The following is a 16491-nucleotide window of genomic DNA, read 5'->3' on the forward strand; positions in this document are numbered from 1 at the left end:
ATTAATCCTGCTTTTTCTCTTCTTTTTTAGATCTGCCCTTTCCAGAAGGTTTTCCGGATATTTTGATTTCGCTGGTTTCTTTATCAAATCCAACTTCCATCGTATCTCCTTCTGTCATTTCGCCTTTTAAAATTTCCTCAGCGATCGGATCTTCCAGGTATTTTTGTATCGCACGTTTTAATGGGCGAGCTCCAAAGTTTGAATCATATCCTTTATCTGCAATGAAATCCTTCGCCTCGTCTGTAAGAACGATCTTATAACCCAGGCTATGAACGCGGTCAAACAACGATTTAAGTTCGATATCGATAATTTTAAATATCTCTTCTTTACCTAACGAGTTGAACACAATAACATCATCAATACGGTTTAAAAACTCGGGAGCGAAAGCACGTTTCAACGCGTTTTCTATCACGCTGCGGGAATGAGTTTCGGCCTGTAAGGCTTTCGCATTCGTAGTGAAACCTACGCCTTGTCCAAAATCTTTAAGCTGACGTGCTCCGATATTTGAAGTCATGATCACAATAGTGTTCCGGAAGTCGACTTTCCGGCCAAGGCTATCTGTTAATTGGCCTTCATCTAAAACCTGCAATAAAATATTGAATACATCCGGATGCGCTTTTTCGATCTCGTCGAGAAGTACTACCGAGTATGGCTTACGACGTACTTTCTCAGTTAATTGTCCGCCCTCCTCGTAACCTACATATCCCGGAGGCGCTCCAACTAAACGGGAAACCGCAAATTTCTCCATATACTCACTCATGTCGATCTGAATCAACGAATCTTCACTGTCGAACATAAAGCGCGCAAGTTCCTTTGCAAGTTCAGTTTTACCAACCCCGGTCGGGCCGAGGAAAATAAATGAACCGATTGGTTTTTTTGGATCTTTTAATCCGGCACGCGTACGCTGAATGGCTTTAGTGAGTTTCTTGATTGCATCATCCTGCCCGATAATCTTGTCTTTTATCGTATCAGTCATGGCAAGCAACTTCTGACTGTCTGTTTGTCCAACACGTTGAACCGGAATGCCAGTCATCATTGAAACTACTTCTGCAACATTATCTTCCGATACGGTATAACGTTTAGTTCGTGTTTCAGCTTCCCACTCTCCTTTAGCTTTCTCTAATTCTTCGAGTAAATGCTTTTCAGTATCGCGAAGTTTCGCAGCTTCTTCATATTTCTGGCTTCTTACAACTTTGTTCTTCTCAACTTTTATCTCTTCGATTTTTTGCTCGATATCGATTATGTTTTGAGGAACATGAATATTGGTCAGATGGACCCTTGATCCGGCTTCATCCAACGCATCAATTGCTTTGTCGGGCAAGAACCGATCTGTGATGTACCTTGAAGTTAGACTTACGCAAGCATTGATTGCTTCTTCTGTATAAGTGACTCCATGATGCTCTTCGTATTTTTCTTTAATGCGATTGAGTATCTCAACGGTTTCGTCAGGAGTAGCTGGTTCAACCATTACTTTTTGGAAACGACGATCTAAAGCTCCATCCTTCTCGATATACTGGCGATACTCATCAAGCGTCGTAGCTCCGATACATTGAATTTCTCCACGAGCTAAAGCCGGTTTAAACATATTGGATGCATCAAGAGATCCTGACGCGCCACCAGCACCAACGATAGTATGAATTTCGTCAATAAACAAAATAACGTCCGGCGATTTCTCCAGTTCGTTCATTACCGCTTTCATCCGTTCCTCAAACTGGCCACGGTATTTTGTACCGGCAACCAATGAGGCAAGGTCAAGCGTTACCACTCGTTTATTGAATAAAACCCGTGATACTTTCCGCTGAACGATCCTCAAGGCTAATCCTTCGGCAATTGCCGATTTACCGACACCGGGTTCGCCGATCAGTATAGGGTTATTCTTTTTCCGGCGTGACAAGATCTGCGAAACACGCTCAATCTCTTTTTCCCGTCCGACAATCGGATCTAACCTTCCTTCTTCAGCTGCCTTTGTCAGATCTCTTCCGAAGTTATCTAAAACAGGTGTTTTCGATTTAATATCCGACACCTTTTTCGGCTGATTAAACGATTCTTCTTCCCTGAAATCCTCATCTCCAGCAGCCGATCCCGGAAGCTCATCTTTAAATGACTCCTTATTCTGCTCAACTTCTGCTTTGAAAATATCGTAGTTTACATTAAACTGCAATAAGATTTGAGAAGCAATGTTATCATCGTCTCTTAAAATTGACAATAGTAAATGTTCTGTTCCAATTACTTCACTTTTAAAGATTTTAGCCTCGAGATATGTAATTTTTAGAACTTTTTCCGCCTGCTTGGTAAGTGGAATGTTACCAAGGTTTACTGTTGTTCCTGATGCCCCGCGGACTGCATCCTCAACAGAACGGCGCAATTTTGATGTATCTACATCCAGGTTGCGTAATATTTTGATGGCCATTCCGTCACCTTCCCTGATGAGGCCAAGCAATAAATGCTCAGTACCGATATAGTCATGCCCCAACCGCAGCGCCTCCTCCCTACTGTATGAAATTACATCTTTAACGCGGGGTGAAAATTTTGCTTCCATATGATCCTTTCTTCGTCTTGAACGCCCTAATCTATTAATTTGTTTCTTCAAAAACCAGAGCTATAATTTGTAGAGTTATCAACAATTACGCCATTTAAGTTAAAAACCCTTATCAAAAGATGAAGTTAACAAAAATTACCGCAGCTTGACTAATTTAATCGATATTTGCCGGTCACATCTTTGTTAAAATGTCAGACGAAAAAATCATTTTTTCAATGGCTGGAGTAAATAAGATTTACCCGCCTCAAAAACAGGTTTTAAAAAACATATACCTATCATTTTTTTACGGCGCAAAAATCGGCGTAATAGGCTTAAACGGCTCTGGAAAGTCTTCTTTGTTGAAAATCATCGCCGGACTTGACAAATCCTACCAGGGAGAAGTTGTTTTTTCTCCGGGATATTCGGTGGGCTACCTGGCGCAGGAACCGCAGCTCGATCCTGAAAAAACTGTAAAGGAAATTGTGGAGGAAGGTGTGGCAGAAATCACATCTATATTAAAGGAATACGAGGAGATTAACGAAAGGTTCGGCCTGCCTGAAGTTTACGAAAATCCTGACGAGATGGATAAACTTTTGGCGCGCCAGGGCGAATTGCAGGATAAGATCGATGCGACGAACGCCTGGGAACTCGATTCCAAACTCGAACGTGCCATGGACGCACTTCGCTGCCCTGAGCCGGACACAAAAATCGCCACTTTGTCAGGGGGCGAAAGAAGACGAGTGGCATTATGTCGTTTGTTGTTAAGCGAGCCGGACGTTCTATTATTGGATGAACCAACAAACCACCTTGACGCCGAGAGTATCGACTGGCTTGAACAACACTTGAAACAATATAAAGGAACTGTTATTGCGGTAACACACGACAGATATTTTCTTGATAATGTAGCGGGCTGGATTTTAGAACTTGACCGTGGTGAAGGCATTCCATGGAAAGGAAATTACTCATCATGGCTTGATCAAAAATCAAAGCGCTTAGCACAGGAAGAAAAAACTGAAAGCAAACGTCAGAAAACGCTTGAACGGGAACTGGAATGGGTTCGAATGGCACCTAAAGCCCGCCATGCAAAATCCAAGGCACGTATTGCAAACTACGATAAACTGGCTTCGGAAGAAACAAAGGAAAGAGAAGAAAAACTGGAGCTTTTTATTCCGCCGGGACCACGTTTAGGAAACATCGTAATCGAGGCTCAAAATGTCACTAAGGCATATGGAGACAAGGTGCTTTTCGAAAACCTGAATTTTAGCTTGCCGCCAGCTGGGATCGTCGGAATCATAGGCCCTAACGGCGCCGGTAAAACTACGTTATTCCGCTTGATCACCGGCCAGGAACAGCCTGATGCCGGAACCTTCAGAGTTGGAGACACCGTTGCATTGGGTTATGTCGACCAAATGCATGATGATCTTGACCCGGAGAAATCCGTTTGGGAGAATATTACGGATGGTTTGGACAATATTATGCTTGGTAACAAATCATCAAATTCACGGGCGTATGTATCCAAATTCAATTTTAACGGCGCTGATCAGCAGAAAAAAGTGGGCGTACTATCCGGCGGTGAGCGCAACCGCGTTCATTTGGCAATTACATTGAAAAAAAGTTCAAATGTTCTATTGCTCGATGAGCCGACAAACGACATCGACGTGAATACATTACGCGCACTGGAAGAGGGCTTGGAAAACTTCGCCGGCTGCGCTGTGATCATATCCCACGACCGTTGGTTCCTTGACCGCATTTGCACTCACATCCTCGCGTTCGAAGGCGATTCGCAGGTTTATTTCTTTGAAGGGAATTACTCTGAATATGAAGAGAATCACAAAAAACGCGTTGGCGATTTGACCCCGAAAAGAATCAAATACAAAAAACTGGTTGGATAAGTCATTTCTGACTAAGATCAATCAAAGGGCTTCGTTTTCGAAGCCCTTATCATTTTTAGCCCATTTCAGCTAATACTTTCAGCAAAGCTCTCGATTCACGAAAATCAGATAGATAAAAACGAGCCGCTGAAATATTGCCTCCGATTCTTATAGTGTAGCTGCTTGCGGGCAACTCTTTGAAAATATCTTCATCGGTATGATCATCGCCCAGAGCAAGCATAAAATCGTACGCATCTTCGCTGATCCAATTAAGAGCAGCTCTTCCTTTGTTCACTTCTGCATTTTTAATTTCTATAATTTTATTCCCCGGAAGCATCTGTAGCCCTTTATCAGCTGCAAAAAGCCGCAGGCTGTTCATCAACTCATTGGCACGAAGCTCGCCCAGCTCCTTTTCAACTTTCCGATAATGCCAAACGAGCGAGTAACTTTTTTCCTCAATAAAGCTTCCGGGCGTACGATCGGTAAAAATTTCCAGAACGGGATAAAGGTCGCTTTTCCAAGAATCATACAATGTGGGCAGTTTCACCCAGGTTTCATAATTATATTTTTGCCATGCACCGTGTTCGGCGATCATGTCTATTTGTAAATGACCAAACCAATTTTCAAGCGTTTTATGATCCCGCCCGCTGATAAGAACCACTTTGTTTCTTACATCTGAAGCCAGGCCTGTTAAAATCGCATATAATTCGTCATCGGGCGCCGCCTTTTGTATGTCGGCATTAAATCCTACTAATGTACCGTCGTAATCAAGAAACAACGCCCTCGAAGAAGCCTGCCTATAGTCGGCGTTGAGTTGGTTGACGATATTTTTGCCCGCATATTTCGCCAGCATTGAAGCCTGGTTAGCTTTTACCTCGGTAAGTTTTTCGAAAAAGATTTTCACCCAATGTTTTACGTTGAACTTTGATGTAACGCCGCGCATTTGTTCCATTCGCCTCATTTGTTCATCCTCGGTCATTGTTATTGCCTGTTCAATCGCCCTGCTTACTTCACCAATATTATTAGGATTGACAATTATTGCGTCTACCAATTCCTTTGAAGCGCCGGCCATTTCGCTGAGAATTAGTACCCCTGTATTATTTACCCTGCTCGCTACATATTCTTTGCTCACCAGGTTCATACCATCGCGCATGGGCGTAACCAGGCAAACATCAGCGGTACTATACAGAGCAGAAAGCGTCTCAATATCGAACGATTGGTAAAAATATTGAATCGGATGCCATTGCATGGTCCTGCGCTTTGCGTTTATATTGCCAACAAGCTGGTCTATTTCATTTTTCAGATCGCGATACTGTTGCACGTTATCACGTGAAGGAACCACAATCATATAGAGGTTTATCTTTTCCGCGTACTCAGGATGAAGTTCAAGAAACAAATCAAACGCTTGCAAGCGCTGCACAATACCTTTTGAGTAATCAAGCCTGTCGATTGTAAGTATGATATGCGCATCATTGAATGTATGCTTTAATTCTGATGCTTTCTTAATCACGTCAGGCGACTGTACTAATTGATTAAACCGATCGAAATCCACACCTAATGGGAATACCTCGACGGTGACCTGCCGATTATTGACAGTAATAACATTCGCAGAATTTTGTACTGGTAAAATGTGGTTGCAGGAACTTATAAAGTGCCGGGCATCCTCAAACGTATGAAAACCGATCAGGTCGGAACCTATCATTCCTTCCAGCAACTGATCCCGCCATGGAATTAACCTGAAAACCTCATAAGATGGAAAAGGGATATGCTGAAAAAAACCAATGGTTGATTGAGGAAGTTGCCTCCTCACCATATCAGGAAGCAGTAAAAGCTGATAATCGTGGATCCAGATAGTATCCTCCGGTTCTGCAACTTCTAAAATGGCATCACAAAACTTCTGATTTACCTGGCGGTAACTTTCCCAATACTCCTCTTTATAGCGGGCATATGATGACGCATAATGAAATACCGGCCACAAAATTTCGTTACTGAAACCTTCATAAAACAGGTTAATCTCATCCTGGCTTAGATAAATGGGCTTTAAACTTAAATTTCGAAGTTTTTCTGTTATTTCCGGACGGGCATTATCCGGAAGTTCCATTCCCGGCCACCCGATCCATAAATTTTCGCCGGAAGTAAATATAGAATTTAGCGCTGTAGCAAGGCCGCCTTCGCTCGGCGTTAATTGATAATTGTCGCCGTCTGATGTTAGTTTAACTGGTAACCTGTTAGAAACAATGATCGTTTTCCCCATTCGGATTTAACAGGCAGTTTTAACATTTGTTAACCAAAAAAAATGAAAATAATTGTAACCTTATATTTTAATATCAGTTAAATACTAGGTAACTTACTATAGTTTAACCACTTAAATAACCTAAGAAATGACATCTGCCAAAACAGCCTCAATAAAGAAGTGGATCAGATTTATGGGATTTAAGCTTGCCAAGTCGCATCGTATCCTTAAAAAATCGACCAAAATAAATTATTACACGTTAGGAAACTTCGGTGTTTACGAAGAATTACCCCTGCAAAACGGGAGAGTAGATCATGACAAACCACATAAATTTATAACGTGGAATCCCTGGGGTGTCGATGTTGAAATCAATTCGGTAAGAGACCTTAGTGAGGCTTACCAGGATTCTGTTGCTTACAATCCGGAACTGTCCGTTATTTAACGTCGAATTTTATTTCCTTGAGTATATAGCTGTTTAATTCGTGGATGGGTTTTTGTAAAATTTTACCTACCTGAATATCCTTTTTTCTGCATATCTCTCTTAGTATATCCTGAAAATGGAAGGCTATAGAGCCCACAAAATGACAAACAAATTCTTTATAGCTCGAATAAGAAAGAATATGGGATTCAACAAAATCTGTCAACGCTTTTTTTAACAGCTTTATGATGTATGGGTGATCAATATTCGGTGTCAGAAACTTTGCAAATGACGCCAGGTAAAGATTAGCAGATGGCTTTTGATAGACATTGTGAATTGCCGTCTCTTTAGTTACTTTATATTCTTTTTCAAAAGCTTTTGAAAGATCGGCTGGCATGCGGCATTGCAAATAGTCGGTAACGAGTATTTTTCCAAGATATGTGCCGGAGCCTTCATCACCCAAAATGTAACCAAGGCCGTGTAGCCCTTGCTCAACAGTTTTCCCATTGAAAAAAGATATGTTTGATCCGGTTCCCAAAACACATGTAAACCCTTTATACGTTCCGCAGGTTGCATAGGCCGAACCGATTATGTCGCTATCGACGCTTATAAATGCGTTTTTCAACACTAATGATATGCCATTTGAAACGATTTCCCGCTTATCGGGATTAGAACAACCCGCGCCAAAGAAATAAACTTCAGTGATTTGGTCTATATAAGGCTGCAAGTCTTTACTCGCAAGCAGTGTTTTTGAAATTTCCTTTTCTGTTTTAAAGTAAGGATTTAAACCATCGGTTGTAAACTCGACAGGAGCTGATTTTGGGATAGTCAGGATCCAATCCGTTTTTGAAGAACCGCTGTCGGCAACTAAAATCATTCGGTTAAATTTCCTGTAACGTTTTGCTGGTTAGTGGTTTTCCTAAAAATTTGGTTACAAGTGTATTTTCCGCAGTTCGTTTTAAATCGTGAGGATCAAGTGAGGATGAAAGCATATAAATTTTAATTCCCTGCTCTGCAATCCCTGCTATTTTTTTAAGTTCTTTTAAAAACTCAAAGCCGTTCATCTCAGGCATCCGGATATCCAGGAAAATGACATCGGGAATATCTTTCCCTGTCTCCATGGATTTTTGCATATAGTCAATAGCGTTCTGCGGTGAATCCATTACGATGATCCTTTCTGCAAAATTATTATTCTCTAATATTTTCCTGCTAATCAGGTTGTCAATATAACTATCGTCAACGAGCAGAACAGTCGAGTTCTTATAAAACGCCATAACTCACAAAATTAGCATAAATTACAAATTGTCAAATAGTAATTTAATCAAGTTCAAGCGTGCCGGATATTTGTTTAAGCGAAACCTCAGCAAGTTTTGCTTGGTATTGAGCATTTGTGAATCTTACCCTGGCATCAACATAATTTCGTTGCGCTTCTCTGAATTCAAGGGGTGTGATGCTTCCTAACCTGAATTTAGTTACTGTAATATCAAGGTTTTGCTGAGCAATTTGCTGATTGTGCTCTTCTAACTTTACCAGTTCAATATTTGTTAAATACGTTTGATAGGCTGTTGTAAGCTGAGCCTTGATTGACTCGTTGAGCTTGTTGTATTCAAGTTTGGCGTTATCAATCAGGATGGCAGCGTTCCGCTCGTTCTTATGTTGCAAAAAACCATTAAAAATATTAATGGAAGCTGTCACACCATAAGTAAAACCCTGCCCCTGCGAGCTTCTGGCAAATCCTAATTCAGACGTATTTTTTTGATAATTGTAGCCGGTATTTAAACCGATTACCGGATACCTGTCTGCCTTTACCTCTTTAAGACTGTATTCGGCGATTCGTTGATTGACCAAAGCTGCCTGCAAGTCCGGGTTTAGTTTCTCAGCCTGCTCCTGTAATGGTTCATAACTTAGGCCAGTATTTACCATTATGGTGTCAATTACTTTAAAATCTGTTACAGCGTTGCGCGCAATAATTTGATTGAGCTGGACTTTTATGTTTTTGATCTGTTCTACCTGACGCAACAGATTAGTGGTATCTGTGTTCAAGTCAACTGATGCATTTAACACCTCAAGCTTCGCAGCCCTCCCAATTTTGTAGCGATTTAAGGCGATGTTATAGCGTAATTGGGAAAGCTCGAGTGCTGATTGCACTGATTTCAAGGTTTGCTGAAGACCGGCAAGCGCATAGTACGAATTAATAACGTTTGTAAGAGTAGCCAGCACCGTTGATTTCAGATTGGCTTCGCCCAAATTGCGAAGTTCTTTCAACCGATTATAAGTTGCAAACATTCCAAAACCGTCAAAGACGGTCCAGTTTAGGTTTGCGCCATAGTTCAGATTTGTATTTTTTGCACCGTTGCGATCTACTACCTGCCCTGTCGACTGGGTTTGCTTGGTATTCGTAACAGTGGCATTATCACCAAAAGTACCAGTGACGTATGGAAATACGCCAGCATTGGCTAATGTGGCATCGTTTTTATTTATCTGTAGATTATTTTTATACAGCTTAATATCGTAGTTATTTTCCAACGCTATTTTGATGGCTTCTTCCAGCGTTAAAACTTCCTGTGCTTTCGAAAAACTAATGCAGAAAATAATTAAGAGTGTCGTAAAACTTACGGCTTTAAATTTCATTTTTTCAGGCTTAAATTTTAGCAACCTCCGGCTCGAGTTCATGCGTCTCTAACTTTTTCGCTTCTTCAAGACGACCGCCTTTTACATGTTCTCGAGACCACATTGAATAAATCGCCGGAATGATAAATAAGGTTAAAATAAGTGAGAACGATGTTCCGCCAACAATAACAATACCCATTCCCATACGGCTTTTGGCCGCTGCTCCCAATGCGAGTGCAATAGGCAAAGCGCCCAGCACGATAGCCAGACTAGTCATTAAAATCGGCCGCAGGCGCGACTCGGCGGCGAGAATGATAGCCTCCATTTTGGGCTTGCCTTCTTCCTTCAGCTGATTGGCAAACTCAACGATCAGGATACCATTTTTTGTCACCAGCCCGATAAGCATTACAGTACCGATCTGGCTGAAAATATTCCATGTCTGACCAAAAAGCCATAAAGAAAGCATTGCTCCGGCAACAGCAAGCGGAACAGTGATAATGATGATCAACGGATCAATAAAACTCTCAAATTGTGCAGCAAGAATAAGATAAACCAATAACAACGCCAGTCCAAATGCAAACAAGGTGTTCGATCCGCTTTCTTTGAAGTCACGGGACTCACCTGCAAGATCCGTTGAAAAACTCTTATCGAGAACTTTTGCTGCAATACGGTCCATTGCTTCGATTCCATCACCAATGGTTTTTCCCGGAGCCAGGCCGGCAGAAACAGTAGCTGACATAAAACGGTTATTATGGAATAATTGTGGCGGACTGCTTTGCTCGTTCATCTCAACCAGGTTGTCTAATTGGATAAGACGGCCGCTGTCGCTGCGTACGAACGTTGAGCTTAGATCCATAGGTTCTGCACGATCACGTTTGTCATATTGTCCGATAACCTGGTATTGCCTGCCATTCATTAAGAAGTAAGCAAAACGCTGTCCGCTGAGTGCAAGTTGAAGTGTTTGAGCAACATCAAGCACTGAAACACCGAGGCTTCTGGCCTTATCCCGGTCAATAGTTACATCGATTTCCGGCTTATTGAATTTCAGATTTACATCCGAAACAGAAAATGTCGGATCATCCGCTACAGCGTCCATGAACTGCGGCAATTTCTCCCGAAGCTTTTCAAAGTTCGGCGCCTGGATAGTGTATTGAACCGGCAAACCACCGCGTTTATTTACAGCAATGGTTGGTTGCTCGGTGAACAATATTTTGGCTTCAGAATATTTCTTAGTAAGCTTGGTGAGCTTCGTGGCAACTTCCTTTTGCGAGTGTTTCCTATCTTCCGGATCCTTAAGCGTCAAGATCAAACGACCGGTATTTACAGATCCTGTACCACCAAATCCTGGTGAAGTAATTACAAGATTCACTTTCTTTTCAGGAACCGAGTCATTCACCAGGCGGGTCATCTCGTCCATAAACTCATTGGTATATTCGTATGAAGTTCCTTCTGGTAATGTAACTGTTCCTCGAATGCTACTGCGATCGTCATAAGGTGCCGTTTCTTTCTGTAGTGTTACCCAAAATAATGCGATCAGGCCAAAACAAACAGCGACAATCGGCCAGCTGAGCCATTTTTTCTTCATGAATGAATTAAGCGCATTTGCATAACCGCTGGTCATTTTTTCGAAATATGGCTCCGTCATTTCATAAAATTTGGACCTTTTGTGTGTCCCGCCTTTCATAAGGTAGGCGTTCAGCATAGGGGTTAGCGTTAATGACACAAATGCAGATATTAACACCGCCGATGCAATAACGACACCGAATTCACGAAACAGCCTTCCGACAAATCCTTCTAGGAAGATCACTGGCAAAAAAACTGCGGCAAGTGTTATCGAAATCGATACGACTGCGAAAAATATCTCATTCGAACCTTTAATGGCAGCCTCAATCGGCGACATGCCTTCTTCTACCTTTTTGAAAATATTTTCGGTTACCACGATACCGTCGTCCACCACTAATCCGGTTGCAAGTACAATGGCCAATAACGTCAAAACATTTACCGAAAACCCAAAAATGTACATAACAAAAAAGGTTGCTATCAGCGAAACGGGAATATCAATCAGCGGCCTGAAGGCTATTCCCCAGTCACGGAAGAAAAGATAGATGATCAGAATTACAAGAATCAGTGCGGCTATAATTGTTTCAGCAACTTCGGTAACAGATTTCTTAATAAAAACGGTATTATCTGAAGCCGTGTTAAGAATAATGTCTTTAGGCAGCTCGTTTTTCAGCTGTGCGACACGGTCGAGCACCGCTTTTGAAATATCGAGATAATTAGTTCCCGGTTGCGGCACAACCGCCAAACCAACCATAGGTTTACCCGATTCGGTCATCTGCGTTTCAACGTTTTCCGGGCCGAATTCAGCGCGGCCAACATCGCTGAGGCGAATGATATTGCTCCCATCTGTTTTTATGATCAGTCTTTCAAATTGATCTTCGGTAGCCAGATTTCCCAAGGTTTTTACCGTAAGCTCCGTGTTTTTTCCTGTCACTTTCCCTGACGGCAGCTCAACATTTTCGCGGTTTAATGCATCGCGGACATCCTGAGTTGTCAGCCCTAGCGCGGTTAGTTTAGTAGGATCGATCCACAAACGCATTGCATATCGCTTCTGCCCATAGATCATTACGCTGCTTACCCCGGATATTGTCTGTAATCGTTGAGCGATCACATTTTCTGCATAGTCGCTCAGATCAAGAATATTCCGCGTTTGGCTTTGTGCCGTTAAAATAACTATCGGATCAGAATCGGCATCGGCCTTAGAAACTACAGGCGGTGCATCGATATCTTGTGGAAGGCTTCGCTGAGCTTGCGATACTTTGTCGCGTACATCATTGGCCGCTTCTTCAAGGTTTTTGCTCAGGTCAAATTCAATCGTGATATTGCTTGAACCAAGGTTACTCGAAGACGATATATTTTTTATCCCGTCGATCGAATTAATTGACTTTTCGAGAGGCTCGGTTATCTGGGACTCAATAATATCCGGGTTCGCCCCTGAATAATTCGTACGAACAGAAACAATCGGCGGATCGATAGAAGGGAATTCACGAATACCCAGAAACGTAAAGCCGATGATCCCGAACAGGATCAGAATCAGGTTCAGTACAATCGTAAGAACCGGTCTTTTAACACTTGTGGTTGATAAACTCATTGCTTAGTATTTTGTATCAACACCTGTTAGTGGCCTTTTACTTTAACTTTTACCGGAGCCTTATCTTTTAAGCCCATCAATCCCGTGGTTATAACGGTGTCACCTGGCTTAAGACCGGAATTTACGAGAACGTCGCTATCGGTGCGGACAGTTGTTTCAATCATTACCTGTTTTGCTTCTCCATTGTTTGATATAAACACCTGTTTACCATTTAGAACCGGAATAACGGCTTGGGTAGGAACAAGCAAAGCATTCTCAATAGTAGCAAGCGGCAGCTCAACTTTTGCAAACGAACCGGGAAGCAGATCGCCGCCGGGATTAGGGGCTTTTGCTTTTAACTGAAGTGTACGGGTATTGGCGTCAATAATTGGCTCGAGGGCATAAATTATTGCCTTATAGTGTTTTTGCGATCCGGAGATTGTAAACGTCAATTGTGTATTTACTTTCAGGCGATCTGAGTATTTCTCGGGAACAGCAAATTGTATTTTGACTGGGTCGATGCTTACCAGGTTTGCAACGGCTGTAGCCGGCGTGAGATACTCACCAACGGAGATTGCTCTTAATCCTATTTTTCCGCTAAAAGGCGCCCGGACAATAGTTTTTGCCAATTGTGCCTGTATTAGCTGTGTCTGAGCTTTCAATGCTTTTAAATCTGCCAGCGAGGTGTCGTATTCTTCCTGGCTGATCGCTTCTTTTTCCAGCAGCAATTTTGCTCTGTGTTCCGTCTCGCCGGCCAGATTCTGTTTAGTAAAAGCCTGCGACAGTTGCGCTCTCAGTTCCGAATCATCTATCCGCAAAAGTGGCTGCCCTTTTGTTACATTACTTCCTTCCTGGAAATTGATCGCACGAACAAGGCCCGAAATCTCAGAGCGTATCTGCACCTGTTCATTGGCTTCGATACTTCCTGAAACCGATATAGTGTTAGAAAATCGCTGTGGTTTTATAACGACGCCAGACACCATTGTGGCCGGTGCGGAGCCTTTTCCTGGTCCGGCGCCTGCTCCAGGCCCGCGGCCCTGCTGCTCCTTACTTTTTTTATTTTCAATGATCCTGTAAGCAACAAGTCCACCGAATGCAATAATGATTATAGCGTAAACAATATGTTTTGTCTTCATAAACTAATGCCGAAGCTTTATAAATTTTGTGATAACGGTTTATAGCTAAACTATTAAACCCAAATCTATTCCGAAGTTTTTTAATAACAGTGTTGTATCAACTATTTTACCGACGTTAAAAGATGCAAAACTGTCGTATAATTGATAGGTAACATTATTTTTGCCGCACAAAACGATCGGATGCTGAACAAAATTAAATTGATATTAATCCTGACAATTATGTCCGAAATGGTTAATGCCCAACAAAAAATAAATTTCAATATTTCATTTACCGAACCTCAGGCTCATTATGTGGGCGTTAATATGAAGGTGAGCGGCTATAAGAAAGAGTATGTGGATGTCAGAATGCCGGTATGGACTCCTGGTTCGTACCTCGTACGGGAATTTGCTAAAAACGTGGAAGAGGTTGCAGCGACGTCAGGCTCCAAAAAGCTTGATGTTAGAAAGTTAAACAAAAACACCTGGCGTGTCTATTCAAAAAACGCCGATTTCGATTTCAACTATCGCGTATATTGTTTCGAAATTTCTGTCAGAACCAGTTTTGTAGATGATTCTCATGCGTTCCTGTCATCAACCGGAATTTTTATGAATATCGACAATCAAATCCGTCAGCCGGTAACGGTGCATGTAGCACCATTCAAAGGATGGGAAAAAATATCCACCGGACTGGAACTGGTAAGAGGAAAACAGAATACATACTACGCTCCTGATTTTGACATTCTATATGATTCTCCTTTCGAAATTGGCAATCAGGACATTTTTCATTTCACGGCGTCGGGAGTGGATCATGAAGTAGCGATGTATGGAGGTGGCAATTACGACAAAACGAATTTGCAACGCGATATGGCAAAAATCGTCGAACAGGAAACTGCCATCTACGGCGAAAATCCAAATAAGCATTACACATTCATTGTACACAATTACAATGTTGGAAGCGGTGGATTAGAACATCTTAACTCAACCGTATTGGGTGCTTCCCGGAATGCTTATGCCACGGAAGCTGGATATTTGAATTTTCTTCGTCTGTCAGCACATGAATATTTCCACCTTTGGAACGTTAAAAGATTGCGTCCGAAGGCTTTGGGTCCGTTTGATTATAACAATGAAAATTATACCACCAATTTATGGATCGCTGAAGGTTTTACAGCCTATTACGATAAGTTGATGGTTCACCGGGCCGGCCTGCAGTCAAGCGAGGGCTATTTATCAGCTTTGGCAACCGACATTAGCACATTGGAAAATCAGCCTGGCAAAGATATTCAGCCGCTAAGCGAGTCAAGCTTTGATGCGTGGATAAAACTTTACAGGCCAAATGAAAACACCAAAAATTCCTCAATTTCCTATTATAATAAAGGTGCAATGATTGCCTTTTTGCTTGACCTTGCAATTATAAACTCGACAAACGCATCAAAAAAACTCGACAATGTTATGCACGATGCGTATCATGAGTTCTACAAAAAGTTAAACAGAGGTTACACAGACCAGGAATTTAAAGCAATCCTTGAAAAAACTGCCGGAATTTCATTTGGTGAATTTTACAAAGATTATATCAACGGCCTGAAACCGCTCGACTATAATAAATATTTAGGTTACGCCGGTTTTACTCTTGAAAACACTGCCGTTAAAAACGAACCGTATCTTGGCATTGAAACTACAAAAAGAAACGACAGGCTTGTCGTTAGCAACGTTTGGCGCGGCACCGGAGCCTGGGATGGCGGCCTAAATGTGAACGATGAAATTGTCGCGGTAGATGATGTGCATATCAGCGCTGACGATCTCGCCAAAATAATTGCAGGCAAACAAGTGGGTGATAAAATAAGTGTCCAGGTTTTACGGGATGGTTTGTTAAAAGACCTATCCGTGGTACTAAAGGAGAATCCGCTTGCAAGATTTAAAATAAGTCCTGTCGCTAATCCCTCAGTAAAACAGCTGGCGGTAAGAAAGAAATGGCTGGAATAAAAAAGGGGGCGAAAAAGTTCGCCCCCTTTTTTATTCCTTAAAACGTAAATCTTACAGCAAGTCCAATATCGCTTGCCGTGACGTTAGCATCCGGCGATAGTTCCAGCCTTGGCCGCCAATCAAGCGCGAGATTAATCGGAGCTCCTCCAAATTTATAATCAAGCCCCGCCACGCCATCGATGCTAAAAAATAAGCCGGAATCATCCTGGTATTTTTGCGAACCGATACTTGCTCCAAATCCATAATACCAACGTAATCCCGGCACATCTTCAATTGGAGCATGGATCTGGTAAAGTCCGGTTAACCTTACATCTTTATACCCGTTATGCGTTCTGAAACTAAGGTTAAAATCAAGCGCGTCGTCGGCATTCAGAAACGTTTTAAAGTTAACGCCGGTGTAAGTTCCAAGGCGGACTCCTATCGCGTTTTTATAATCCTGTGCTTTCAGATTCAATGAAAAAAAGCATAAAAAGAATAGAACTAAGGCAGGTAAACATTTTCTTGTCATGTGTATTTTTAATTAGAGCGTGCGAAAATAACAGAATAAACTTTATCCGGCATGTTTATCGCCGACCGGATTTACTATGTATGCATAATTAATCCGAAATTTATTTCG

At 42.0% G+C, this 16491-nt stretch carries 11 protein-coding genes; 3 read left to right on the forward strand and 8 right to left on the reverse strand.

Annotation, left to right across the window (positions count from 1 at the left end):
- Window position 1 precedes the first annotated feature (1 nt).
- Window positions 2-2539, reverse strand: coding sequence for an ATP-dependent Clp protease ATP-binding subunit (locus GS399_RS08205; protein ID WP_160844132.1), 2538 nt, complete (start codon window positions 2537-2539; stop codon window positions 2-4).
- Window positions 2540-2727: 188 nt separating this feature from the next.
- Here GS399_RS08205 and ettA point away from each other — a divergent pair, with 188 nt between their 5' ends.
- Window positions 2728-4410, forward strand: coding sequence for an energy-dependent translational throttle protein EttA (gene ettA, locus GS399_RS08210; RefSeq protein ID WP_160844133.1), 1683 nt, complete (start codon window positions 2728-2730; stop codon window positions 4408-4410).
- 55 nt (window positions 4411-4465) lie between these two features.
- Here the strand turns inward: ettA and GS399_RS08215 are convergent, their stop codons facing one another.
- On the reverse strand, window positions 4466-6643 hold the full coding sequence (locus tag GS399_RS08215) for a bifunctional alpha,alpha-trehalose-phosphate synthase (UDP-forming)/trehalose-phosphatase (RefSeq protein WP_160844134.1): 2178 nt from the start codon (window positions 6641-6643) through the stop codon (window positions 4466-4468).
- Between the two features lie 127 nt (window positions 6644-6770).
- Between GS399_RS08215 and GS399_RS08220 the strand changes: the two genes are divergently transcribed.
- Window positions 6771-7064, forward strand: coding sequence for a hypothetical protein (locus GS399_RS08220; RefSeq protein WP_160844135.1), 294 nt, complete (start codon window positions 6771-6773; stop codon window positions 7062-7064).
- Here the strand turns inward: GS399_RS08220 and GS399_RS08225 are convergent.
- Genes GS399_RS08225 through GS399_RS08245 form a run of 5 tightly spaced genes read right to left on the reverse strand, consistent with a single transcriptional unit; the run spans window position 7057 to window position 13916 of the window.
- Window positions 7057-7917, reverse strand: coding sequence for an N-acetylglucosamine kinase (locus tag GS399_RS08225; protein ID WP_160844136.1), 861 nt, complete (start codon window positions 7915-7917; stop codon window positions 7057-7059). The genes GS399_RS08220 and GS399_RS08225 overlap by 8 nt on opposite strands.
- Before the next feature lie 4 nt (window positions 7918-7921).
- Window positions 7922-8314 carry a response regulator gene (locus tag GS399_RS08230; protein ID WP_160844137.1) on the reverse strand — a complete coding sequence of 131 codons (393 nt, stop codon included), beginning with the start codon at window positions 8312-8314 and terminating at the stop codon, window positions 7922-7924.
- Window positions 8315-8357: 43 nt separating this feature from the next.
- Window positions 8358-9671 carry a TolC family protein gene (locus GS399_RS08235; RefSeq protein WP_160844138.1) on the reverse strand — a complete coding sequence of 438 codons (1314 nt, stop codon included), beginning with the start codon at window positions 9669-9671 and terminating at the stop codon, window positions 8358-8360.
- 10 nt (window positions 9672-9681) lie between these two features.
- Window positions 9682-12801: an efflux RND transporter permease subunit gene (locus tag GS399_RS08240; RefSeq protein WP_160844139.1), complete on the reverse strand. Its 3120-nt coding sequence runs from the start codon at window positions 12799-12801 to the stop codon at window positions 9682-9684.
- A gap of 26 nt (window positions 12802-12827) precedes the next feature.
- Entirely contained in the window at window positions 12828-13916 is a 1089-nt protein-coding gene (locus GS399_RS08245; protein WP_160844140.1) for an efflux RND transporter periplasmic adaptor subunit, read from the reverse strand.
- A 219-nt stretch (window positions 13917-14135) separates the two neighbouring features.
- Here GS399_RS08245 and GS399_RS08250 point away from each other — a divergent pair, with 219 nt between their 5' ends.
- On the forward strand, window positions 14136-15875 hold the full coding sequence (locus tag GS399_RS08250) for a M61 family metallopeptidase (RefSeq protein ID WP_237487904.1): 1740 nt from the start codon (window positions 14136-14138) through the stop codon (window positions 15873-15875).
- Window positions 15876-15912: 37 nt separating this feature from the next.
- Here GS399_RS08250 and GS399_RS08255 read toward each other — a convergent pair whose 3' ends face one another.
- On the reverse strand, window positions 15913-16383 hold the full coding sequence (locus tag GS399_RS08255; RefSeq protein WP_160844142.1) for a hypothetical protein: 471 nt from the start codon (window positions 16381-16383) through the stop codon (window positions 15913-15915).
- Window positions 16384-16491: the final 108 nt, after the last annotated feature.

The sequence above is a fragment of the Hufsiella arboris genome, from assembly GCF_009834875.1.
Classification (GTDB): Bacteria; Bacteroidota; Bacteroidia; order Sphingobacteriales; family Sphingobacteriaceae; genus Hufsiella_A; species Hufsiella_A arboris.